Annotated in this window: 25 protein-coding genes and 3 pseudogenes; 8 read left to right on the top strand and 20 right to left on the bottom strand. The window is 35.1% G+C overall.

Annotation, left to right across the window (positions count from 1 at the left end; all coding sequences use genetic code 11):
- Window positions 1–96: 96 nt before the first annotated feature.
- Window positions 97–441 carry a hypothetical protein gene (locus tag ABH968_RS11160; protein ID WP_370044101.1) on the bottom strand — a complete coding sequence of 115 codons (345 nt, stop codon included), beginning with the start codon at window positions 439–441 and terminating at the stop codon, window positions 97–99.
- Between the two features lie 260 nt (window positions 442–701).
- Between ABH968_RS11160 and ABH968_RS11155 the strand changes: the two genes are divergently transcribed.
- Window positions 702–818 (top strand): site-specific integrase, encoded by a 117-nt coding sequence (locus ABH968_RS11155; RefSeq protein WP_370044100.1) that lies wholly within the window; start codon window positions 702–704, stop codon window positions 816–818.
- A 521-nt stretch (window positions 819–1,339) separates the two neighbouring features.
- Here ABH968_RS11155 and ABH968_RS11150 read toward each other — a convergent pair.
- Window positions 1,340–1,762 (bottom strand): hypothetical protein, encoded by a 423-nt coding sequence (locus tag ABH968_RS11150; protein WP_370044099.1) that lies wholly within the window; start codon window positions 1,760–1,762, stop codon window positions 1,340–1,342.
- Window positions 1,763–2,430: 668 nt separating this feature from the next.
- On the opposite strand from ABH968_RS11150, the gene ABH968_RS11145 reads away from it, so the two are divergent.
- Window positions 2,431–3,090, top strand: coding sequence for a CatB-related O-acetyltransferase (locus tag ABH968_RS11145; RefSeq protein WP_370044194.1), 660 nt, complete (start codon window positions 2,431–2,433; stop codon window positions 3,088–3,090).
- Window positions 3,091–3,182: 92 nt separating this feature from the next.
- Here the strand turns inward: ABH968_RS11145 and ABH968_RS11140 are convergent.
- From ABH968_RS11140 to ABH968_RS11110, 7 genes and pseudogenes are all read right to left on the bottom strand, one after another.
- Window positions 3,183–3,341 (bottom strand): annotated as a pseudogene (locus ABH968_RS11140) (DUF418 domain-containing protein); the annotation flags it as partial.
- Between the two features lie 495 nt (window positions 3,342–3,836).
- Window positions 3,837–5,993, bottom strand: a complete 2,157-nt coding sequence (locus tag ABH968_RS11135; protein ID WP_370044098.1) for an ATP-dependent helicase — start codon at window positions 5,991–5,993, stop codon at window positions 3,837–3,839.
- A gap of 745 nt (window positions 5,994–6,738) precedes the next feature.
- Window positions 6,739–7,257: a spermidine/spermine N(1)-acetyltransferase gene (gene paiA, locus ABH968_RS11130; RefSeq protein ID WP_370044097.1), complete on the bottom strand. Its 519-nt coding sequence runs from the start codon at window positions 7,255–7,257 to the stop codon at window positions 6,739–6,741.
- A 97-nt stretch (window positions 7,258–7,354) separates the two neighbouring features.
- Complete coding sequence (locus tag ABH968_RS11125) at window positions 7,355–8,173, bottom strand: SPL family radical SAM protein (RefSeq protein WP_370044096.1); 819 nt, start codon at window positions 8,171–8,173, stop codon at window positions 7,355–7,357.
- Window positions 8,174–8,204: 31 nt separating this feature from the next.
- On the bottom strand, window positions 8,205–8,738 hold the full coding sequence (gene adaB, locus ABH968_RS11120) for a methylated-DNA--[protein]-cysteine S-methyltransferase (protein ID WP_370044095.1): 534 nt from the start codon (window positions 8,736–8,738) through the stop codon (window positions 8,205–8,207).
- Complete coding sequence (gene adaA / locus ABH968_RS11115; protein ID WP_370044094.1) at window positions 8,722–9,360, bottom strand: bifunctional transcriptional activator/DNA repair enzyme AdaA; 639 nt, start codon at window positions 9,358–9,360, stop codon at window positions 8,722–8,724. The genes adaB and adaA overlap by 17 nt, the downstream gene beginning before the upstream one ends.
- Before the next feature lie 241 nt (window positions 9,361–9,601).
- Window positions 9,602–10,315 carry a 2OG-Fe(II) oxygenase gene (locus tag ABH968_RS11110; RefSeq protein ID WP_370044093.1) on the bottom strand — a complete coding sequence of 238 codons (714 nt, stop codon included), beginning with the start codon at window positions 10,313–10,315 and terminating at the stop codon, window positions 9,602–9,604.
- A 169-nt stretch (window positions 10,316–10,484) separates the two neighbouring features.
- Here ABH968_RS11110 and ABH968_RS11105 point away from each other — a divergent pair, with 169 nt between their 5' ends.
- Window positions 10,485–11,396 (top strand): DNA glycosylase, encoded by a 912-nt coding sequence (locus ABH968_RS11105; protein ID WP_370044092.1) that lies wholly within the window; start codon window positions 10,485–10,487, stop codon window positions 11,394–11,396.
- A gap of 53 nt (window positions 11,397–11,449) precedes the next feature.
- Here ABH968_RS11105 and ABH968_RS11100 read toward each other — a convergent pair.
- The 3 genes and pseudogenes from ABH968_RS11100 to ABH968_RS11090 form a co-directional block, all read right to left on the bottom strand.
- Window positions 11,450–11,581: pseudogene (locus ABH968_RS11100) on the bottom strand (TnsA endonuclease N-terminal domain-containing protein); the annotation flags it as partial.
- Between the two features lie 49 nt (window positions 11,582–11,630).
- Window positions 11,631–11,932 (bottom strand): annotated as a pseudogene (locus ABH968_RS11095) (hypothetical protein); the annotation flags it as partial.
- Window positions 11,933–12,596: 664 nt separating this feature from the next.
- A complete protein-coding gene (locus ABH968_RS11090) occupies window positions 12,597–13,697 on the bottom strand; it encodes a PepSY-associated TM helix domain-containing protein (RefSeq protein WP_370044193.1) in 1,101 nt (366 codons plus the stop codon).
- A 668-nt stretch (window positions 13,698–14,365) separates the two neighbouring features.
- On the opposite strand from ABH968_RS11090, the gene ABH968_RS11085 reads away from it, so the two are divergent.
- Together ABH968_RS11085 and ABH968_RS11080 are read left to right on the top strand one after the other, a co-directional pair.
- Window positions 14,366–14,521 carry a YjcZ family sporulation protein gene (locus ABH968_RS11085; protein ID WP_370044091.1) on the top strand — a complete coding sequence of 52 codons (156 nt, stop codon included), beginning with the start codon at window positions 14,366–14,368 and terminating at the stop codon, window positions 14,519–14,521.
- A gap of 313 nt (window positions 14,522–14,834) precedes the next feature.
- Complete coding sequence (locus ABH968_RS11080; protein WP_370044090.1) at window positions 14,835–14,939, top strand: YjcZ family sporulation protein; 105 nt, start codon at window positions 14,835–14,837, stop codon at window positions 14,937–14,939.
- A gap of 117 nt (window positions 14,940–15,056) precedes the next feature.
- On the opposite strand, the gene ABH968_RS11075 is transcribed toward ABH968_RS11080, so the two are convergent.
- The 8 genes from ABH968_RS11075 to ABH968_RS11040 form a co-directional block, all read right to left on the bottom strand.
- A complete protein-coding gene (locus ABH968_RS11075) occupies window positions 15,057–15,962 on the bottom strand; it encodes a cation diffusion facilitator family transporter (RefSeq protein WP_370044089.1) in 906 nt (301 codons plus the stop codon).
- Between the two features lie 594 nt (window positions 15,963–16,556).
- On the bottom strand, window positions 16,557–17,360 hold the full coding sequence (locus ABH968_RS11070) for an arsenite methyltransferase (protein ID WP_370044088.1): 804 nt from the start codon (window positions 17,358–17,360) through the stop codon (window positions 16,557–16,559).
- Between the two features lie 13 nt (window positions 17,361–17,373).
- Window positions 17,374–17,655, bottom strand: coding sequence for a Fe-S cluster assembly protein HesB (locus ABH968_RS11065; RefSeq protein WP_370044087.1), 282 nt, complete (start codon window positions 17,653–17,655; stop codon window positions 17,374–17,376).
- Window positions 17,652–19,421, bottom strand: coding sequence for an arsenical pump-driving ATPase (gene arsA / locus ABH968_RS11060; RefSeq protein ID WP_370044086.1), 1,770 nt, complete (start codon window positions 19,419–19,421; stop codon window positions 17,652–17,654). Before arsA ends, ABH968_RS11065 begins: the two co-directional genes overlap by 4 nt.
- Before the next feature lies 1 nt (window position 19,422).
- Window positions 19,423–19,782 (bottom strand): arsenite efflux transporter metallochaperone ArsD, encoded by a 360-nt coding sequence (gene arsD / locus ABH968_RS11055; RefSeq protein ID WP_370044085.1) that lies wholly within the window; start codon window positions 19,780–19,782, stop codon window positions 19,423–19,425.
- A gap of 1 nt (window position 19,783) precedes the next feature.
- Window positions 19,784–20,203 carry an arsenate reductase (thioredoxin) gene (arsC, locus tag ABH968_RS11050; protein WP_370044084.1) on the bottom strand — a complete coding sequence of 140 codons (420 nt, stop codon included), beginning with the start codon at window positions 20,201–20,203 and terminating at the stop codon, window positions 19,784–19,786.
- 10 nt (window positions 20,204–20,213) lie between these two features.
- A complete protein-coding gene (gene arsB, locus ABH968_RS11045) occupies window positions 20,214–21,272 on the bottom strand; it encodes an ACR3 family arsenite efflux transporter (RefSeq protein WP_370044083.1) in 1,059 nt (352 codons plus the stop codon).
- On the bottom strand, window positions 21,272–21,592 hold the full coding sequence (locus ABH968_RS11040) for an ArsR/SmtB family transcription factor (protein WP_370044082.1): 321 nt from the start codon (window positions 21,590–21,592) through the stop codon (window positions 21,272–21,274). The genes arsB and ABH968_RS11040 overlap by 1 nt, the downstream gene beginning before the upstream one ends.
- A 444-nt stretch (window positions 21,593–22,036) precedes the next feature.
- Here ABH968_RS11040 and ABH968_RS11035 point away from each other — a divergent pair, with 444 nt between their 5' ends.
- From ABH968_RS11035 to ABH968_RS11025, 3 genes are all read left to right on the top strand, one after another.
- On the top strand, window positions 22,037–22,630 hold the full coding sequence (locus ABH968_RS11035) for a TetR/AcrR family transcriptional regulator (protein WP_370044081.1): 594 nt from the start codon (window positions 22,037–22,039) through the stop codon (window positions 22,628–22,630).
- Between the two features lie 35 nt (window positions 22,631–22,665).
- Complete coding sequence (locus tag ABH968_RS11030) at window positions 22,666–22,896, top strand: hypothetical protein (RefSeq protein ID WP_370044080.1); 231 nt, start codon at window positions 22,666–22,668, stop codon at window positions 22,894–22,896.
- A 252-nt stretch (window positions 22,897–23,148) separates the two neighbouring features.
- Entirely contained in the window at window positions 23,149–23,400 is a 252-nt protein-coding gene (locus ABH968_RS11025; protein ID WP_370044079.1) for a hypothetical protein, read from the top strand.
- Window positions 23,401–23,540 lie beyond the last annotated feature (140 nt).

The raw sequence follows: 23,540 nt of genomic DNA, 5'->3' as shown, positions 1-23,540 counted from the left end.
AGACAACTAAAATTACTATTGAGGAGAGGATAAAAGAAATCAATAAATATCAAAAAGCATAAGCTTTTTACGCCTACGCTTTTTCAAAAATTAATGTTAAGACAACATCGTTATTCTTTTACAAGCTATTTTTGCTGCTGGAATTTGAACACCAGCACCAAGTGCTGCATCTACTGATTCTCCCCAAGAACCACTGCTAGCCTTTATTTCGTTCCCTGCTGTCAAAACTCCCTCTGCTACAATTTCAACACAATCATAATAGTCTGGATTAGGATTACTTTCAAGATACTGTGCAGCTAATTCGTCTGCTTTCTTTTGTATTGAAAGTCGACCTTGTTCAGCCAATGAACTAAAAATACTCTCAGCTTGCCCACCAAAATGTACTATTTCGTCGTTAATGTCTTGACCAGTACGATGTATTTCTCCCATTTCAGATGACATATATAGTCCTCCCAATCCTTGAAATTTGAACTTTTTAAGTTCACAAATATTTTATCCAATTGAGATTGGTCTTATCCATCAACAACTATTTCTTATTGTTTAATGACTTTTCGGGTGTCCGTAGATTCATGTCCACGTACAATATCTTTTATTGCAAGTTCCTCAATGATTTATTGTGAACCGTTTATCGATTTTTTGAACGATAATTACCTCCGTTTAAACAAGTTGTCAATTTTTGTGATTTATCGGAGGTGTTATTTATGTTACTCAATGCTACTATCGATGAGTTTCTTATGTATTTAGAAGTTGAAAAAAATCGCTCGGACAATACACTTGTTGACTACGAATATGATCTGAACAGCTTTGTGCCTTTCTAGAGTCACATAATCGATTATTAGACCAAATGATATTACTAAAGCACTTGTTCGTTGGTATATCCATGAACGTGTTAAAAATGATCATTTGGCTCCATCTTCAATTGATTTGTAAAATTTCATCCTTACGTTCTTTCGTTAAAACTGGTGTGAATGAAAATATTGATTGGTATTGAAAAGCCGAAATTGATAAGAAATTACCTACTTATAAGACATTGCAAGTGCTACTTCGCTTTTTAGCTTATTTAGAGCGAGCTGAAGGCCGTTTAGCACCTAGGAATATGGCAATTGTTTTAGTTGCTAGCAACTACAGGTATGCGGCGTTCTGAGCTTGTTGAAATAACTTAGGGTCAATTAAATACTGATAATGCAGTTGTACATACACTTGTAGAGCAATCGTTCCATCAGATTGGTAGATTAGTCCAACTTGTGTTTTTGCCGAGATTTGATGTAATGTCTGCTAAATAATTCAAATAGAAAATAATTCAAAAAGTATAGGATAGAACGATGTTATTGACAACATTCTATTTTTTATTACGAATTACAACTTTTTCTTCTTTACCTTCCCATTTAATTTGAATAGGTACACTATTAGGAAGGGCATCACACGGTCCACCGCAGTTTACATGAATTTCAAATTCCTCTTGGATTTTAAATTCGCCATCGCCAAATGCTGGGTTGTGTGAAGATTCATATATTTCATATTTAAAATTTAATGGTTTATTTCCTTCTCCAATATAAGAGATGATATAGCTCCTGTTGCTATCCATTTCGCTTACCATTTTTACATACCAATTATCACTTTTCCCTTCAAAATATTGTTTTTTAAATTCTGACTGACTTGTTTTTTTTTCATTTGTACAAGCACCAAGTATCATCATTAATACAAGACATCCAACCAGCAATAAAATTTTCTTAAGGTCTACTCCAAAAGAATGTCTATTCATAATTGGCCATCACCCTTCCTAATGAGAGAAATAAGTACTTTTAATGGCTCTATGCTGTATGAAAAGCAGCTTTGCAATAAGGTCAACTAAATGTTCTCTTTCGTTCTACGTACTGTAAAAATTTATATTTCAGATAGATATAAATTGTACTGAATAACTACATTTCTTTATTTATATGTCAAGCTTACCTCATTTAAAATCCCAAAACAGAAAGTTAACACAATGTTTGCAACTTATGTATGTATTACTATTAAAGGCATTGGTTTCTTTGCAACTATTCCAAGTGTTGTTGTTTAGTTACCATATTACAAATAGACAAAAATCTGCTATGACACTTTTATGGCGGTCTTTTGCCTGTTTAGGTGCAACGAAACTACCAATATTTGGTGCATCAATACCGACAAAGAAATCTTTTTGAATACATAAAAAATCAATGCTATATAGATTAAATCTTGATAAAAAAGTCGTTAAAGATATTGAAATAATAAATACTATCAACCTATATTCTTAATTGACTTATCTATTTTTTTTAGTTACTATATCTTCATTAAGAATGAGAGGTTGAGGACGATGATACGTCGTTTAAGAAAATTTAAAAATGTTGCTGTGAGATTAAGCTTCTAAGTAAATATTAAAAATTTAAATTACTTAGAAGCGAGGTAAAGATGATGAACAATCAACTATATAATCATTGGTCGGAAATAAAATATCTAAAAGATTTAGTAACAAATCCACTTATTGAAGTAGGTAACTACTCATACTACTCAGGTTATTATGGTAATCAAAATTTCGAAGATGGCTGCGTTAGATATCTTTGGGGCGATGACAAGTCACGTAAATTATTTAATCCTATTAATGATTTTGGTTGGCATTTGGATAAATTGATTATTGGAAACTATGTTTGTATCGCAAGCGGTGTTATCATTTTAATGGGTGGTAATCATAATCACCATTCTGAATGGATAACGGTATACCCATTTACAGAACAAATAGAACGCTCTTATGAACCTAAGGGAGATACTGTTATTAAAAGTGATGCTTGGATTGGTATGAATGCTATGATAATGCCTGGGGTTACTATTGGTGAAGGCGCGATTGTTGCAGCAGGATCTGTTGTTTTAAAAGATGTTCCTCCCTATACTATTGTCGGCGGAAACCCTGTAAAAGAAATAAGAAAACGTTTTTCAGATTCAGAAATAGATAAATTATTAGAATTACGTTGGTTTGATTGGGAAAGAAATAAAATTGAAAAAGCTGTTCCTTTGTTGTCAAGTGGTTCCATCAATCAATTGTATGATTTCTATTTAAATGAAGTGAAAATAAAATAATAAACATTGAAACTACATTCTATTTGGAGTGTAGTTTTTTAGCATAATCAAAACGTTTAACTTATGATGAATAGGCACAAAAAACCAGGTACTCACTTTTTAATGAGTACCTGGTCATTTGTTTTGTTACCGTCTTTGACTGACAAGTTAGTCCATTTTCTGTGTATACCTTCCAACGGTCCATATCGAAATCTTTTTAAATATAAAGTACTAAAACAACATTGTATTGAAAAGATTATCACCACAAGTAAAACTAGGCTTAGTGAATATTTTAATTGCTCCTGCTTTGACTACATTCACAAAGTAAGCACTTAAAGCCATTGGTTACTTTGAAACTATTCCAAATGTTGTCGTAACCATTTTATAAATAGAAATAATAGAAAAACCTATCGAACTACCCCACCTCCGATATCACAATACAAATCGAAAACGTAAAAAGGTCTATTAAAAAATGAAAAAGATAATAATCGTTTATATACTACTAACTGTTTTTTATTCTTCCTTTCAAACAACAATTCTTTAATCAGCTGAACCAACCCAAGATTATTGCATTTATGCACAAAAAAAGTAACCACTCGATTGAGTGGTTACAACTGATGTTTCTAGACACTTTTATTAAAGCCTTTCACTTTTCATAAATAATAAATATTTCATAAGCAATATTTGATATTAAACTAACTTCAGAGTAGTCCACATTTTTCAGCTAATTCTAAAGCGTATTCGAAAAAATCCCGAATACGCTTCATTTAATCTTCCATCTTTTCTAAATAGCCTTGCTGTAAACATGTATCCGTCAAAAACTGCTTAATCCCCGTAGCAAATGACAATTCAATCGTGCTTCTCGTAACGGCTAATATTTCCCCTTTTCCAAAAATCACATGCTTTACTTTTGAGCCAACGATTAACACTGACTCGGTTGTAATCGTCCGCTCATTACTGTATTGCTTCAGTGCTTTCCTCGGACTTTCCGGCGTTTTCTTTGGCAATTCCTGCGGTGAAACGATTTGTTTTAACGCCTTAATGAAAATCGATGGCACCACACTTGTTTTAAAGCGCTTACTATACGAAATTAATTCCAAATGGCGAATCGCACGCGTGATACCGACATAAAAGAGTCGTGTTTCTTCCTCGATTTCTTCTTCTGCCTCACTAGGTAAAATCCCCTCAATCAAGTCAATCAAATACACACGGTCAAATTCCAAGCCTTTTGAACTGTGCAATGTTGTCAGTGTAATTGCATTCAATTCATTTTTTATATGAGACGAACGTGCTAAATTTTCAAGCTGCTTCAAACGGCCCGCAAATTCTGTCATCGTCGGCGTATGACGAGCAATTAAACCAAGTACATTCACAATATCTAATAAATTTTCATAATTAAAACCGAGTTTCTCACTCATTTTCTTTAAGGTACGCTCATAACCAAAGTCATAACGAATATGCTCTAGCATGGCTGTTGGCGTAGTTTTATCAAATTGAATGCTATCATACGTTTTGCGAATCCGCTTAATATATTCAGGCTGATAATCCTTTAACTCAACATGCTCTAACAACTGTGTGAATACACAGCCATCCTCCTGCATTTTCTGTAGCGCCTTCAATTGCGTTGATGTAATATAAGCATTCATTTTTCTGTAAACTTTTTCAAATACCGTGATATTTTTTGTATTGTACGCTAGACGCATGAAGTTCATAATATCCTCCACGACCCAATGCGAGAAAAAGCGAATCGTGGAATCTTTCATATAGAAAGGCAAACCAGCTCTGTCAAACGCGTCCATAAGTGGAATGGCTGACGTATTATTTCGATATAAAATTGCCGTGGAGCCGCGCTTAGACAGATTTTTTAACTGATCTACTATATATTTGGCCTGTAAATTGTAATTCTCTAAGATTTTAAACGAGATTGGCTCTGCTGCAGGATTTTCCGTAAACATTTGTTTGTTATAACGCTTTTTATTTCGCTGAATGAATATATTGGCTGGCTCTACAATCGTTGCAGATGAACGATAGTTTTGCGTCATAAGTAAAACATGCGCCTCCGGATATATCTTTCGGAAATTCAACAAATAATCTGGCTCTGCACCGCGCCAGCTATAAATGGCCTGGTCCTCATCTGCAACGACGCATAAATTTTGATGGACTGCGACGAGCTTCGCGATGATCGCATGTTGAACTGGCGATGTATCCTGACTTTCATCCGTTAAATAATAATCGTAGCGGCGTTGGTATTGCGCCAACACCTCTCGATTTTTCGTGAAAATATCATTCGCCATTAATAGCATATCGTCAAAATCAATTAACAAACGGTCACTACCTGTGCGTTTATATTCCTCATAACGCTGTAAAATCTCGACTTTTCTTGGTACCTTTACTTCTGCAATTGCCCATTCCTGTTCTGGCAGCATTTTATTTTTGATAAACGTTATGTACGTCAGTAGCTCGTCTAACTGATCTTCGGTAATTTTTGAGCCATTTAATTGTTCAAAAATCTCGCGAAGCACTCGTTTTTTTGAAACAACACCAGGCTTGTCCGATTCTTCAATGATGCCGTACGAAATGCCCTGACGTTCAAGTGTCTGCCGCACAACTTGAAATGCTAAACTATGAATCGTCGAAAAATCAACCGGTGGCAAATGCGGGAAAAACTTTGCAAAACGTGACTTCATATCACCAGCCGATGCCTTACTAAACGTGACAGCCTTTATGCGAGAAGGATTCACACCAAGCGCCTCAATCATATAGCCAATACGCATAATAATCGTCGTCGTTTTTCCTGAACCGGGAGATGCCAATAGTAACAGCGGGCCATTCGTTTGCAACACCGCCTGCGTCTGCACATCATTTAGACGAACACCAAGTGAACGCTCCTTTTCCTCAAAAAACGCTTTTTGCGCTCCATTCATATCAATCGCTCCGTTCCAAAAAATCTATTCTTTATTATACCAAATGATGAGGATTCATCCGCAGCACAATATTATAGCAAGAAAGAATAAAGGTAAGCGTCAAATAGCACCCACCTGTTGTGTTCAGGGGGCGCAATTGTATCATAATTTAAATCATTATTTTTTCGGCACCTTAAAGTTAGTCCTAATCTTCTCTGATCTGGGCATGAGCGCATCTAATGCTGCGGTGTCCTGCACATCGATTGATGGTAATTGCTCTAGCGTATTGAATAGCTATTCTACAACTCAATATTGATCAAATTCTTCTTCATCTAAGTTAGCAAACCCAAGCAAAACTTTTGCTGGTTGTTTTTTGGGGATCGCATAAAAAATTGACGTTGGATATAACTTTACACCTTCCATTTTTGCTCTTTCTATTAGTCACCTTCGGACATACTATTATTTGGTTTCAGTAGAATATGTAATCCACTACTAGCACCATAAATATTCACGTTATCTCCCATTATTTGATTAATTGCCTTTAATAAGGCTTCAAAAGGATTTAGAATTAAAATAAAAGAAGTTCAAGCTGCCTATAAATTAAATCAAAATCGTAATGCTACTGATTACGCAAATATTATAAGCAAGCTTTTTAAAGAAGAGGATCCTAATGCTTCTGCAGTGGCAGAAGCCATGAAGAAAAATAGAAAATGACTAAAACAGAATGCAGAAATGTTGTTATATCAACGTTTCTACCATAAATATTTTATATAAGTGTTTTTGTCATGATGATATCAATCTGTTCTTCATCACCCATATAAAAAGAGTGAGCCCCAGTTTGGATAAAACCTATTTTCTTGTAAAAACCTATGGCATTATCATTCTTTTCCCAAACACCTAACCAGATGTTTTTTTTGTTTTGTGCTACAGCTATTTCCATCGCTTTGTTGATTAAATGTTTTCCAAGTCCTTTTCCTTGATATTTATTTCTAATGTAAATTCTTTCAATTTCTAGTGATTCATCCCCCATTTGTTCTGATTGAGCCTCATTGACATTTACCTTTAAATAGCCAGCGGTTTCTTCGTCGTAATAGATGAAATAGAATTCCGAATTTGGATTGGACAATTCTTTCTCCAGCCGTATAGTATTAAATGCTTTCTCCAAATAAGTTTTCATATTTTCAGGTGAGTTCTGATCTTTAAATGTGTCATTGAATGTTTCGATACTGACTTCTTGTAGTTTTATTAAATCTCCTATACTACACTTAGCTAATTTTACTGTCATTGATTACACTCCTTTATAGTTAACTATATATTAAATTTAAGTTATTTTTATTGTATTTGCAACAAAAAATCTATACATGAAATCACTTCCTATTTTTTTACGGCTCAAACCCAGCCTGGCTCACATAAACGTGATCTTCCGGAAAGATTTCAATAAATCGGTTATATACTTTATTAATTACATGTGGTCCATACCATTCTTCTAAACCAAGTTGGGCATATTTTTTCTCAATACCAAGTTTTCTTGTGCGTTTTCCACCACTGCCATCGCCCTTGAAGTAGTCATCAATACATATCCGATCGACGAATGGCTTCAATTTCTCAGGAAAATATTCCCCACTCGGTAAGATGGGGGCTATAGCAACTTGGGTCGGTATTCCCGCAGCTGCTAATTTTTCCAATGTCTTAAAGCGCGCCTGGATTGGGGGTGCCTCTGGAGTAAAATGTTTACGTATCGTTTCCGAATCTGTCTCAATAGTCATACTTACTCGAACTTTATCTTTAAAATGTTGCAGTAAATCGATATCTCGACTTACAAGTGGGCTTCTAGTCTGTACTAATAGGAAGTCAGGGGGATCTTCTACCATAACTTCTAGTAAAGATCGCGTTACTTTTTCCTTATGCTCTATTGGTTGATATGGATCTGTACTTGATGACATAAAAATAGTTACATTCCCTTTGGCTTTAGCACGATGGAGCTCCTTTTTTAATAAATTCGCAGCTCCGTTTTTAACATCGACCCAATTTCCCCATTCCCCTTCTCGAAAAAGAGATACAGGCATTTCGCGTACATAACAATAGGAACACCCAAATGAACAGCCTGTATAAGGATTTAGTGAATGAGTATATCCAGAAAGAAAGCCAGTCCCTTTATTCAGAATGGTTTTCGGATTTTTATAAAATAATTCATTTTTCATGACGGAACCTCCATTCATTGTACGGCGATAATTACTCTTTACTAGATGAAGCTCGCTTTTCCAGATCCAGGAGCAGTGTCTTCATTTCTAATCCGCCCCGATAGCCAGTTAATGAGCCATTCTTTCCTATTACACGATGGCACGGTACAGTAATTAATACCGGATTGGCCCCAATAGCCGCGCCTATAGCACGAACAGCTGCTGGTTTCTTTATATCATTTGCAATGTCGGAATAGGATGTCGTCTGTCCATAAGGAATTTCACAAAGTGCATTCCAGACTGCTAGCTGAAATTGCGTACCTACATACTCAAATGGAACAGTAAAGGTTTTCCGATTTCCTTCTAGATACTGAGTGATTTCAACGACATAGGGTTCAAGCTTTTCATCATCTTCAACAAGAAGACTTCCTGGAAAGCGTTTTTTAGCCCATTCGAACAATTCATCGAATGGTTTGTTCTGTGAACCTACAAACACAAGCCCCTTTGAAGTTGAAGCAATATAAAAATTCCAATCCTTAAACTTTAGTAAAGACCAATAAAGGGTTGGTTTATTCTTTGTTTCCATTGTACTTTTCCTCCATTTTACTCATTTGACGAAATTGTGCTGGTGTCTGTCCAGTTTTCTTTTTAAATAAAGTAATAAAATAAGGCGCGTTAGCCATACCCACACATATAGCGATATCTCCAATCGCTTTATTTGTCTGAATCAAATACTTTTTAGCCGCGTGTACTCTAACTTGTTGTATATACTCAACCGGCGTAATGCCTTTAATCTTTTTAAATGTTCGATGCATATGATAGGGACTCCCATGACAAATATTTGCTAACGATTCTAGCGTTAATTTTTCTGTGAAATTTTTATCAATGTATTCGGTAATTAAATCAACCCACTCGCTATCAGGCAGATTTTCATTAGTGGGCTTGCACCGTTTACAAGGGCGAAAATTTGCGCGGAGAGCTTGTTCTACGTTTTGAAAAATGCATACATTTTCTTTTTTCGGAACGCGAGATTTACAGGATGGTTTACAGAATATCCCTGTCGACTTTACAGCGTAGAAAAATTGATTATTGTACGCTGTATCATTATTTATAATTGCTTGCCACTTTTCATCTGTTATCATTTCTACATCATTCGAAATTCTATGATCATGGCTCTCTTTTTGTCCGTTATTGATACTATCCGGCATTTATCTCACCTCTCCTTACAATATACTCCCTATAATTTCAGAATGTACAATTCTGGGGATGGAATAGCAAGATATTGAAGTTTAATTTTTATCCCGCATTAACGGGCTGTAAGACTCCCACCTCAAAACTTAGAAAAATCGGAGAAGTTTAGGTGGGAGATGAACAGCCCGTAAAGGCCCGATTAGTTTAACTAATGATCAGTGGGGGATGAAGAAAACCCCCACTGATCAAAGTTTCATTTTATTTAGAATCGTGAAAAATGATTCCAAGACCGTATCGTTCTCCAGAAGTAACCGTGCTTACTCCGTGACGAACCGTATTTTTGTAATATCCTTTTTTACCTAGAACAGGTCTGTGGTTAGTAGGAAAGATCAGCGCACTGCCTTGTTCTAAAGTAATTACATGTCCCCTACTCTGAGCACGAGGAATTTGTTCCACTAATAGAGATTCTCCACCGCAAAAGTCTTTATCTCGTTGATTTAATACAAATACTACTTGAAACGGGAAAAATATATCGCCATATAAATCTTGATGCAAACAATTAAACCCGCCTTTTTCATACTTTAATATTAAGGGTGTCGGTCTAGTTTGTTCATATTCTTCACAGGTGTTCAAAAAATCTTGAAGATGATCTGGAAACTGTTCTGTTTTCTTTAAATAACCCAACCATCGATTGGCTGTTTTGGCCAATTCTAGATAAAAGGACTCTCTTAAACTTTGGATGATTTCAGGTAATGGATAGGAAAAATATTTGTACTCCCCATTCCCAAAGCGATATCTCGTCATATTGATTGTCGTTCTGTATGACTCTTCCTCACAATACAATTCTATGAAGAATTCACATTCCTCTTTTGTTAAAATCGCTGGAAGCTTTGCAAATCCTTGCTCATCTAATTCATTTTGAATTGAATCCCAATTTAAGTTTTCGACACGTGTTCTTATATCTTGGGCCATTTTTATCCACTCCTATTTAGCATTCTTGATAACTAACACTATAACCTCATAAATAGAAAAAAATAAGGTGTTTAGAATGTAATAGCAAGATAACAAAATTAGTAAAGATTATTATGTGATAAAGTAAAATTGCAATAGAAAATCGTAATAAGATGAGGAGAATGAAAAAGTGACATGGTATGAAGTCAATGATGATATTGTAATCCCACTACCTGAAAATTTCGACATGAATACAAACCTAGCCTATCTAACAAGGGAAAAAAATGAATGCATGTATGAAATAGAGAATGATATCATTACAAAAGTTATAGCCATCGGGGAAATTCGGTCCTTAGTACAGGTAAGCGTAATCAATAATAAACAAATGGTTGTTCAATTTCTAAATGATTCTAGACCTATTGAAAACTGGAAACGGGAAGAGATTGTAAAATATATTCATGAATGGTTTGATCTTGATAACGATTTAACGCCATTTTATGAAATGGCAAAAGCAGACCCATTACTTAAAATGCCTACCCGAAAATTCTATGGATTGCGAGTTGTCGGCATTCCCGATTTATTTGAAGCTTTATGTTGGGGAGTTTTAGGGCAACAAATTAACTTAGCTTTCGCGTACTCCTTAAAGAAGCAATTTGTAGAAGGATTTGGCGATTCCATCGAATGGAATGGGAAAAAGTATTGGGTGTTCCCATCGTACGATCGAATTGCACAGTTAACACCTACCGACCTAGCAGATATTAAAATGACGGTAAAAAAAAGTGAATATATCATTGGGATTGCCAAATTAATGGCAGGTGGAGAATTATCGAGGGAAAAATTAATGACAATGAACTTTAAAGATGCTGAAAAAAACTTAATTAAAATACGAGGAATCGGTCCCTGGACAGCCAATTATGTTCTAATGCGCTGTCTCAGGTTCCAGACAGCTTTCCCAATCGATGATGTGGGTCTTATTAATTCGATAAAATTATTACGTAATATGGACCGAAAGCCTACGAAAGATGAAATCTTAGAAATATCGTTTTCATGGAAAAACTGGGAATCATACGCTACCTTTTATTTATGGCGTGTCCTTTACTGAATAATTACAACTTAAACCGGAATGTACTCAAAAAAAAGAATGAACTTTAAAACCAATCTTGTTGACCGACCTAATGAGGAAACATCTTGAATTTTAAGCCAAGGCTGATAATCTGCCCCACTACCAGTTCCTCGACCCTCTTTAATCCACTTATCGATTTTAGATGTTCTTTTTCTTTTCGACACAAAAACCCCCTTTAGATAACATATCCAAAGGGGGCAAAGCTTCGCGACTTTATTTTAAACATCGCATCTTTGTTTTAAATCCACAATTAGAAAGGTTACTACTGCATAGGCCTGTTTTTGGTAGCTCCAATTCCACACGTTTCGAAGCTTCCTTTCGCCTGCTAAATAGTCTGTTATTGATCGGACTTATTTATAAACCGTTGCCATTTAAAATGTTGGTGTTCGTTCATAACTTTTTGCGCCGACAATATAGAAACCTTTTTCTGGATGTCTTAATATTTCTTCTCTATGTGCTCGTACTATTTCACACGTATGAACATTAGAATCAATTAGTGGTGCTGATGTTTGCAACTTATGTATGGATTACTAATGTGAATAACAATGAGATCTGGTTTTATTCAAAATTATTAATAGTGTAATGTTAAGCAGTCGGCAGACCTCATTAATATAAAGTTTGCTCAAAACACCTGTACATGGGTATCAAGGATTAAACTATACTTCAATGACAAAAAAATTTAGTCTTTAGTGTCTTTGTTTTATTATTTAAATAAGATTGTGGTTCTCTCAAATGTTTTTACTATAAAAAAATAAGAAGAATCTATTTTAAAATGGATTCTTCTTAAGCAAATTTGCAGTTTAGTTTTTGATAGAAAATTTGATGGGCTATGTTTCTCCCATAATTACAATAATTAGATGTTGTTATTAACTTAGTTTACTATTTTATTTCGAAAATGCTGAATGGTTAATGCTACATCATGTAAAGTAAATGAGACATTTTTAAAGTAGATACCCTCACTTTTTCTCCATTCGACTGCGATATCTTATGCTTCTAGGTCTTCTTTTATATTTGTTTTTTGACAAAAGAAATTGCTCTATGGATATCAGTATTTTCTCGTACATTACTTTATCAATAGTTGAAAAGGTTTTGACACTAAAGAATTTCTAAAATGATTGAGTGTATATAATTTCTTTTATACTTGTATTAATCTAATGAAAGATCCCTATATATATGTGTTTATGCTACGGCTCTCGAATCGATTTTCTGTTTCCGTTTCTTCTTGTTCTTTTTCTTATACCACCACATATAGACACCAGTGAACATCAGTATAGATGGAGTAAGACCACCGATAGCATACAAAATTTTAGTAAATAAACCACCAAAACTACCGGTATGTAATGGAAGGTGCCATGTTTGATACATAAGCCCACTATTAACACGTGGATCTAGCTTGCCCACTACTTTTCCGCTATACTGATCTAACCATACTTTTACATTTCCATTCCCTGGATCAAATGAACCGCTGATACGAAATTCCACTGCGCCTTCTGGAGTTCCTCTTTCCACCTTTTTGGGCATTCTAACTTGCATAAGTGTTCCTTGAGGTACTTCTTTTTCCGCCCTACTGAACAATTCATCAAGTGGAAGCTTACCACTGGGAAGGGCTTTTGAGATAAGCTGCTCTTCTGGAGGTATCGTCTTTGCTTTTGCACCAAACCAACCAAAAATCATTTCATCATACGCAAAAAGTGCTCCTGTTAATGAAACAACCAATAAAAACGGAATGGAAACTCCACCAATGACTTTATGTAGATCATATTGCCGTACATACGGGTTGGCATTACGTCTTAAAGTAAACCCACGTGCCCATTTTTTAATCCCTGGCCACCATAAATATAATCCTGATAATGTAATGAAAAAGAAAATAAATCCAATCATACCGATGATTTTCTCACCATTGAAATCTTTTAACAGCAACTTTTCATGAAATTCCGTTATTAGGTTGAATAATGCTTTATCCCCTAATGTTCCATTTATGTATCCTGTTCCTGGATCGACAAATATGTTTAGTTGTTCTTCTCCTTCTTTAAGGCGGAATAAGTAAACTCCTCGAGCGTTAGGTTCACTTGGAGTATATACTCGGTCAATTTGACCTTTTGGATGTGCTTCTGATACAACCTTCAAGGCTTGCTGGTACGTAACTTTTTTTCCTTCTGTTACTTTATACAAATCAGGATGCAACATGCTGTTTAATTCAGGTTCAAAGACTAGCAAACTTCCTGTTAAGCCAATCAGTACTATAAAAACCCCTGCGAGCATACTAAGCCATAAATGAATTTTTGAGATGATTCTACGTGTTTTAATAAAAATGCCTTCTTTCCAAAAGTAATATTAAATTATGAATGTAGTCAATAATATAAAAGAGAATGATAATCATTGTCAATGAGAACTATTAAAAATATGCTATTATATTTTTAATAGTTACATTTATTAGTTATAAATGTTCAAATAACCAATTGTTGAATTAGTAATTTAGTATTAACAAATGCGTTTTCATCAAGTTGGATATGCTTAGTCACAAAAATCATTCTCCAAATACATTTCTTTTTCTTCAAGTTATAGTTTATAAAGATTTAGGGAGTTTGATTTTTTTGTTAAGTGGTTATTAACTCGATTCCAATGGGATATTGACCTTCCTAACTTTGGTGAGCCATTGCTATCTAATCTATTAAGTAAAAGATCCAATGCATATGAAAGAATATCAGACACGTAATGATGTTTTAATCGTACTGTTAGAATATTGTCCCATACATAATAAAAAGCCATACCCGATTGGATATGACCTTTAGCTAACATTATTTTTAACCTATCATATTTTATTTTTTAAACGGCTCACTATACAAAAAACAACCTCTCCTAATTCTATGAATTTTTCCAATAGGATGAATACCTCCTTAGCTTTCTATAAGTATACATACAATAGACATAGAAAGGAGGGGAATTTCATGGGATACTTCGGTAATATGGGTAATTACAATAATAATTGCTATTACGGTGGTGGCTATTACGGCGGCAATGGCGGCTCAACATTCGTTCTAATTGTCGTTCTATTTATTCTTTTAATTATTATCGGCGCTACTTTCATGAATAGAGGTTATTAATACCTAACACCGCCTCTAATGCTCATAACTATTGTAAGGTAATACTAATTAAACCCTTCACCTTCAAATCAATACTTAGGGTCACAATCCTCCGGTGACCCTTTAATATTTTCTCTTTCAATATCATTCTCAACCTCCCAAGATATAATAAAAAGGCACGCTAGTTTGATGTGACTATAGTTAGCACCTAACTTTATGTTTTTGATAATGTTTACCTTTTTAAAAAAATTTTACTAAGGCATCCTAAGTTAAATATCGCAGTTCTTTTTGACATCTATACATATTATAAATTATAGAAAGGAGGGTAATTACTATGTCATACTACGGTAGTGGCACAGGTTCAGCATTTGCGCTAATTGTTGTTCTATTCATTCTTTTAATTATTGTCGGCGCTACTTTCATGAATAGAGGTTATTAATACCTAACACCGCCTCTAATGCTCATAACTATTGTAAGGTAATACTAATTAAACCCTTTACCTTCAAATCAATACTAAGGGTCACAATCCTCCGGTGACTTTTTAATATTTTGTAATTTAGTTTTGATCAGGTTCCATATAGTAAGGATTAATATGAATAAGGACTTCCCCTACATCTGGATATTTATTTAATATTTCATTTTTTATATCACGAGCTATATCATGGCCTTGTTTAATTGTTAAATCATGATTAAGTGAAAGACGAACGTCTAGAATCTTATAGTGACCATGTTCTCTTGCACGGATTTTGTCTATTCGTTTTACTTGATAAAATTCATGAATAGCGGCTTCATAACCGTCTAAAAGATCCTGATCCACGCTTTTTTCCATTAAAACATCAACAGAAGGTTTAACTAATTCCATTGCGATTCTAAAAATAAAGTAAGCTACTAAAGCACTTGCAATAGCGTCCGCGTATAATAAAAATGTCCATCCAATTGCATTTCCTATAATCGCTAAGAGGACTCCTATAAATGCTGCAAGGGAAGCAACAATATCACCTTTATGATCTAACGCAATCGCTATAATAGCCTTACTATTCCACTTTTTCCCCTGTTTTATGGAGTATCTATACAATATTTCTTTCGCTATGTAAGAAACTATGGCTGCAATCAATGCACTATACTGTGGTACACTGGGTTCTTCAAAAAATGCTAAAATTGCTTCTACTAAAATATATAGTGAAACTAATATTAAAATAATTCCAACGATCGCTTCACTAATTACCTCTGCCTTACCATGCCCAAAGGGATGATCCTTATCAGGTGGTTTATTAGAGATACCTACAACTGCTAGCACAGCAATCGAAGCTACTACATCTGCCCCAGAGTGAATTCCGTCTGCAAATACAGCCTCACTACCCCCAAAAAGACCAAAGAAGATTTTACCTATCATTAGAATTAGGTTTGATACAAGTGCAATCCATGCAACTTTTTTACTAATTTGTTCTCTCTCACTAACCATTTATTTCTCCTCCGATTAAGAGTTTTTATAACTAAAAATGAGGGAAGAAATTCTCCTCAAATACCCTTAATCTACTTCCTTCAATCAATACTCAACTATGATATCAGACGAATATCGAGTGGGTCTACAACAACCTTTTTTACCATAACTAAATAAATTTAGAGCATAAAAATAAGTTGCCTCAGACCAAATTAGTAACTCGTATTTACTGTGATTTTCTCATTCAGAAAATCCTTCAAATGGATTCTTCATTATATTGTAATTGCAAACATTTATGAGAGGTTTTTGGTTGGAATATATTGTATTTCACGGAATTGGGAGTGTGTATAGTAATATCAACTATTAACAAGAAAAATGATATTCCAACCTCTGTATTTATCGAACAGCTACGCTGGACCTTATGTAACATTAAGTGTTTTCATAAATAAATCCTTCTTCTCTATAAATTTTTGAATATAAGCATTTTCTTATATATAGTGTATTTTTTACGTCTAGCATGAAGCTAGACGTAATTATTTGTTTTTAAATAGGTTGTGAGGCAATTAACATGCCTACGTTAAAACCTAGCACGGTTCAGTCATCGCTATTTATCACCTATTTAACGGCTTGAATAATAGCTGAGACAATATAATTTTCTAAATCATAATTAGGTTCCCATTCACGGATAAATTCTTTTGAATCATCTTTTGGTTCAATTGAGATATTTGTAAAGCCTGCATCCTTTAAAAGTATTTCATATTCTTCAATTGAAATAGCACCAGAGATACATCCGGAATATAAATTCATATCTGTTAAATAACTCTCTGGTAAGGCTGCCGTTAACACAACATCTGAAATCGCTATACGACCACCTGTTTTTAAAATACGGTAGGCTTCTTTAAATACCTGTGGTTTGTTTGGGGATAGATTGATCACACAATTTGAAATGATAATATCAGCTGTATGATCCGCAACAGGCATATGTTCAATTTCACCTAAACGAAATTCTACATTTTCAAAGCCTGGTTTTTCTGCGTTACGACGTGCCTTTGAGATCATTTCAGGTGTCATATCAATGCCAATTACCTGACCTTCTTTCCCTACCTTTGGTGCAGCTAAGAAGCAATCGAAACCACCTCCAGAACCTAAATCGACAACAGTTTCTCCATGCTTCAAATCCGCGATAGCTTGTGGATTGCCACAGCTAAGCCCCATATTAGCTCCGTCAGGAATAGAAGCTAGCTCTTCTTTTGTATAGCCCATTTTTTGCGAAATATCTTCAATGGAAATATTTTGATTGTCATTCGGATTACAGCAGCTAGAAGCTGGTGTACAGCATCCTTGTGTATTGTTTAATTTTAAGGCTACTTTCGCATAATTTTCACGTACATTTGCACGAATATCATCTTCTCTTTTCATTTTAAATCCCACCTTAGCAAGATTTTGGTGAATATCCTACTAACACTAAACCTAGTTCACCATTCTCTTCTTCTGCATGAATTGTGACTTCAGTTAATTGAGGTGCAATATCAGGATGAATGGCAACTTCGATCCCTTCAATTGTCTCAACAGCATCTTCATTTGTTGGTGCTTCTAAGCCCACACCTAAATTAACACCACAGCAACCCGGAATGCCGAAGAAGCGAAGTGTTTTCACCGCAGAATCAGCTAATACTTGTTCTAAATAATTTTTACCTTCTGGACTCATTTTCATTTGATTTTCTCTCCTTTAAGTTCATGTAAACCTTTTGTTCCAACTGGTGGCGTTTTTACCCATGGAATTGCCACGAATTGATTGTTGCTTACGGATTTGATTTCTTCAAACCATTTTGTTTCAGCTTGTTGTTTTTGTATTAATGTTGGACTAGTTGTTTTAATAGAGGAAAATGTCTGATTGACAACCCACCAATCAACAGACAATCCAGCACGTTGTAAATCTTCCTGTAATCGTGTTGCTTCAAAAACAGGTGTTGCTTCAGGAAGTGTTACGATTGCTACACTTGTATAACTCGCATCACGTAACCGTGGTAACAAGTTTGAAACAGCTGGAGGGATGTCACCTTGCGAACGGCTTATTTCACGATGATAAGCTTCTGTCGCATCTAGTAACAACAACGTATGGCCAGTTGGTGCTGTATCAATAATAATTACTTCATCTTGATGATTTTCTACAACATTGGCAAATGCTATGAATACTGCAATTTCCTCAGTACAAGGAGAAGCCAAGTCTTCTTTCACAAATGCTAAGCCTTCTTCATTCATTGTTTCACTTGCTTTTGCAAGCACTTCTGCCTCATAATTTGCAACTTCTACCTTCGGATCAATACGACTTACCGTTACATTTTTAACTTTGTCATCACCGAACGTCCAATTTAAATGCGCTGCTGGATCAGTCGTAGTTAAATGCACGCGCATACCATCTTCTGCTAAGCGTAGGGCAATATACGAAGCAACTGTTGTTTTACCAACACCACCTTTACCCATTGTAAAAATAAGCTTCGGTTTACGTTCTAAATAATCGGCAATCATTTCTTCAACTTCAGGGATCCGCATACCTTTATCTGCTTCATTTTCATGTATGATATCTTGATCTGTCATCCATGCCTGCATACGCTCCATACTTGATAATGAGTATGGTACAAACGGTAAGTAGTATTGTTCAAATTGTTTTAACTCTTTGGGAATCATCTCTAATGCCTCGGTTTGGCGGGCAATGAATGCCTTCTCGATTTCATCATTAGAACTAACATTTTTCATATATCCGTTAATTAGTAAAATCTGATTTTGAATACCAATTTCAAACAGTTCATGAGATGCACGTACTGCTTCTTTTAAAGGGTTCTCGTCTGGACGTGTCACAAGCATTAGTGTCGTTTGATTGGCATTTTTCAAACGTTCAACTGCCTCTTTATAGATTTCACGTTGTGGCTCTAGTCCTTTTAATGGACCTAAACACGAAGTACCAGTAGTGTTATCATCTAAAAATGTAGACCATGCAGAAGGTAGTTGTAATAGACGTAATGTATGCCCTGTTGGAGCTGTATCAAACACGATTGTGTCGAAATTTTCAACCACTGAACTATCTGTTAATAGTGATGCAAATTCGTTAAATGCAGCAATTTCAACTGTACAAGCGCCGGAAAGTTGTTCCTCCATGTTTTGTAGCACCACATCAGGCAGTTTCCCTCGGTACGGGCCAACCATTTGCTCTTTGTAATGTTGTGCTGCTTGTTCAGGATCTAAATTTAACGCAAATAAATTGTCTATGCTTTCAATTTTGGTAGGGGTATTAGAAAGTGTTTGACCGAAAATATCTTGTAAGTTGGATGCTGGATCCGTACTAATTAGTAGCACCTTTTTTCCTTCACCTGCAAGTGCTATTGACAAGCTACAAGCAACAGATGTTTTTCCAACGCCCCCTTTCCCTGTGAAAAAGAGAAAAGGTGTATCAGGAAATTGACTTCTTGTAAAGCGTTCCATTTTACGCATCTCCTTTTAGTGAAAAGCGTACTTTTGGTTTTTGTAATAGTTCTTCTTCTGAAAGTCCTGACCACTGTGAAAATTGTTCATTTGTAGGATACTTCCCTTTACAAAGTAATTCTCCATCTACAAATGTTGCAGGCAAGGCATCCATTCCTTCTGACACTAGAAGCTGATTGATGGCTTCATTTTCCACAAAAGCATTGGGCTCGCTTGTAAGATTAAAACGTTCAGCTTCTATATTTGTTTTCTTTAAATTATTCATTACAAATGACATACGTAATAACTCTGGGTCAATAGATGGGCCACATAAGCCCGTAGAACAGCACATTGCTGGCTCATAAATATGAATTTTTTTCATTTTATTTCGACTCCTCAGCTACAAATTGTTCAATACGTTTGCCAATAGCATCACGTACGTTTTGGAAAACTGCCCACTTCTCTTCTACTGTACCTAAAGCCTTTGTAGGATCTTCAAATCCCCAATGCTCACGACGAACATGAGATGGCGTCATTGGACATTTATCTGCGGCATCTCCGCAAAGAGTAACGACTAGTGTTGCATTGTTTAATGTTTCAAAATCAATTAGATCAGATGTATGATTCGAAATATCAACTCCTACCTCAGCCATAGCTTTGATAGCATTCGGATTTACTCCATGTGCTTCAATACCAGCACTTTTGACTGTCCAATTAGTAGGTAATACTTTTCTTGCCCAACCCTCAGCCATTTGACTGCGACATGAGTTCCCTGTACATAAGAAATAAAGTGTGTTTGTCATATTAGTGCTCCTATAATTTAATAGTTTTAAAATATTTTTTCTGCCAGCGTAAGGCCACCCAGACAAGTCCAATGAGTACTGGTACTTCAACAAGTGGACCAATAACAGCGGCAAAAGCTACTCCACTATGAAGTCCAAAAACACCTACAGCTACAGCAATGGCTAGTTCAAAGTTGTTACTAGCGGCTGTAAACGACAGGGCTGCTGTTACTGGATAAGATGCACCTGCTTTACGAGAAGAAAAGAATGAAACAGCAAACATCACAACGAAGTAAATGAATAATGGGATAGCGATTCGTACAACATCAAGTGGTAGTTCGACTAATTTTTCACCCTTTAATGCAAACATCATCACAATGGTGAACAGCAGTGCAATTAAAGTAAGTGGTGAAATCTTTGGTAAGAACTTTTCTTCATACCACTGTTTCCCTTTTGTTTTGATACCGATCCATCGTGTTAGAATTCCGGCAGCAAATGGAATTCCTAAGTAAATAAGAACACTTTTCGTAATTTCCCACATTGAAATGGACACATTAAAATTCTCTAAACCAAACCAACCAGGTAATACATTTAAGAAAAAGTAAGCAAAAATCGAATATGTTAAGATCTGAAAAATGGAGTTAAAGGCAACTAGACCAGCTACATATTCGCGATCTCCCCGCGCTAAATCATTCCACACGATTACCATTGCAATACATCGAGCTAAACCAATCATAATGAGCCCAGCCATGTACTCTGGATAATCTCGTAAGAAGATGATTGCTAAAAAGAACATTAAGAATGGTCCAAGTAACCAGTTTTGAAAAAGTGATAGTAAAAGTACCTTCCAATCCTTAAATACTCGCCACATTTCTTCATACTTAACTTTCGCTAAAGGTGGATACATCATCACAATTAACCCTATGGCAATAGGTATCGATGTTGTACCAACCGACATGGATTCTAATGCTCCACCAATATTTGGCATTGTTATACTTAATAAAACGCCAATACCCATCGCAACAAAAATCCAAAGAGTAAGGTAGCGATCTAAAAATGAAAGCTGTTTTGTTAAAGAATCATTACCCATTAATTTCCCTCCCCTATATGTGTACAGTCAGAGCCACAAGTGCATCCCTTTACAGGCTCAATTTGTTCTAAAATACCTGTCATAAGTGGCGTTTGATCTTCAACTAAACGATAATGTTTCCATGTACCAACCTTTCGTTCAGTAATAATGCCTGCCTCCTTTAATTTTCGAAGATGCTGACTAACTGCTGGCTGTGAAATCCCTAGAACCTCCACAAAATCACATACACAAACCTCCCCGTTCTTCATACATGCAAGTAATTTAATGCGGTTCAAGTCAGCTGCTGCCTTTAATTGTTTTTCAATTAGTGTGTTTTCCATATCTGATCTCCTTATATAATCATTTGCTTATATATTGTTTAAAATAAAAACACCCAACAGTTACAGGTGATTAAATTATTATATAATTATACGCTTATATTATTCTTATTTAATAAAAATTGCAATATGCTTTTACCTATTTTTCAAAAAAACTTTGACACTTAGTGCTCTACGATTGTAAAAAGCATAAGCCCAACCCTGTACCTTTAATAAAGGCCGTTACTGAATTACAGATTGAACCTAAGAATTGTAAGTATATTGGGATCAGCAAATAGCCAAACATCTGAAGAGTTTACTTGGTTTGGATTCCCCCACATAGTTGACTTATTGCCGGAATTTTTCTGAATTATATTTTAATCCCTTGTAAAGAATCCCAATTGATGGTATCTTATGAATATATTATGTGAATATTCATATAAATAATTCGCAAAGGAGGTATTCCCTTTGGCAAGAGGAAAAAAAGTATTTTCTGAAGAAGATAAAGTTCTGATTAAACGTAAATTGAAAGATGAGTGTATGGCATTTTGGATTTCTCTAGGTTATAAAGAAACGAGTATTGGAGCATTTTGTAAAAAAACAGAAATATCAACGGGTACTTTTTATAATTTATATTCAAGCAAGGAAGAACTTTTTTTTGAAGTTTTGTATGACATTCAAGAAGCTATTTATGGGGATTTTATTAAACGAATTGAACAATGCCCTGAAAAGTCCGGTTTTGAAACAGCAATACTCGAGCTTTACTATGAATACGAAAGTAAACCATTTCTTTATGACGTAAAAACGACCGATTTCACATCGTTTTATAGTAAGCTTTCGGAGGAAATGAAAGAAAAACTAACATTTGATAGTAGCGATCTTTTTCGTACTGCAATCAAACGAGCAAATCTTAAATTAAAGGTTTCTGAAAAATTAGCATTTTCGACTTTCACTGTACTTCTTTCAAGTATTGCAAGTAAAGATGAAATTTCAAAGAACTGTGATCATTTTGCTGCATTTCAATTTATGACTAAGCAGTTGGTAGCAAGTATTTTTGAGTAGAGGCTCTATTTCAAATATAAAATTGGAGGATAGCAATGACTTTTTTTTGGAGTATTATAGACTTTCTAAAAGGAACAGCACCTTTTATTATAGTGTTTGATATCATTGTAGCAATAGTTCTACTAATCTTAGGGTTAATGTTAATATCCAAAAAGAATAGAGAACAAAAGACGAAAAAGATTGCCGGAATGGTTTGTTTATCAATTGCATTGTTAACTTTTTTAGGTGCTCTGTCCAATGCTTTGTTTTCTTTCTTCGTATTTTAACTTATTTCAGCGGGTGTAAAACATCCGCAAAAATAGAGGACTCAGTCTAAGAACGCCACGTCCTGTGGCAATCTATCTGTGCGAAAGCGTAGCGGCAGCAACAACACACGACTGAGTGACCAACATCACGTTGGCCCAAAGCCTCCGGCGGATGTCACGAAATCAAAAAGGAGTGCTTTGTGCTTGCACAAAGCCGATTCCGACGCAATTATGCCGAGGCATAATTGATAATTAAAATGAAAGAGGGATAAAATGATGTTAGACAAGCTACATACTATCATGGACGAAGCATGTAAATGGGGAAATAAAAATTTGGGAACCTCTATTCGATTCCCTAAACCAACAAAAAATTCCATGGCATTTAGTGCATTTTCAAGTGGAATTATTAGTAGTGTAATTCTGATATATGGGCTTTCCTTCAACAAAAAATGGATTTTGTTATTTGGTGGACTTGGAATAATTAGTAGTGTTTTTATATTTCGACAAAGTGTTAAAAATGATTAGACATTATCTTTTTGTATAGTAGCGAAGTATAGATATTTGTAAAGTCTGCATCTTTTAAAATGCTTCATATTTTACAATCAAGAAACCATCTACGTATTAAATAGTAGATGGTTTCAGTGTTTGTTTATTGACATAACATC

Origin of the sequence: Lysinibacillus sp. RC79, assembly GCF_041262405.1 — a bacterium.
Lineage (GTDB): Bacteria > Bacillota > Bacilli > Bacillales_A > Planococcaceae > Lysinibacillus.
The sequence above is the reverse complement of the archived record's forward strand: the minus strand, read 5'-3'. Positions and strand labels throughout refer to the sequence as shown.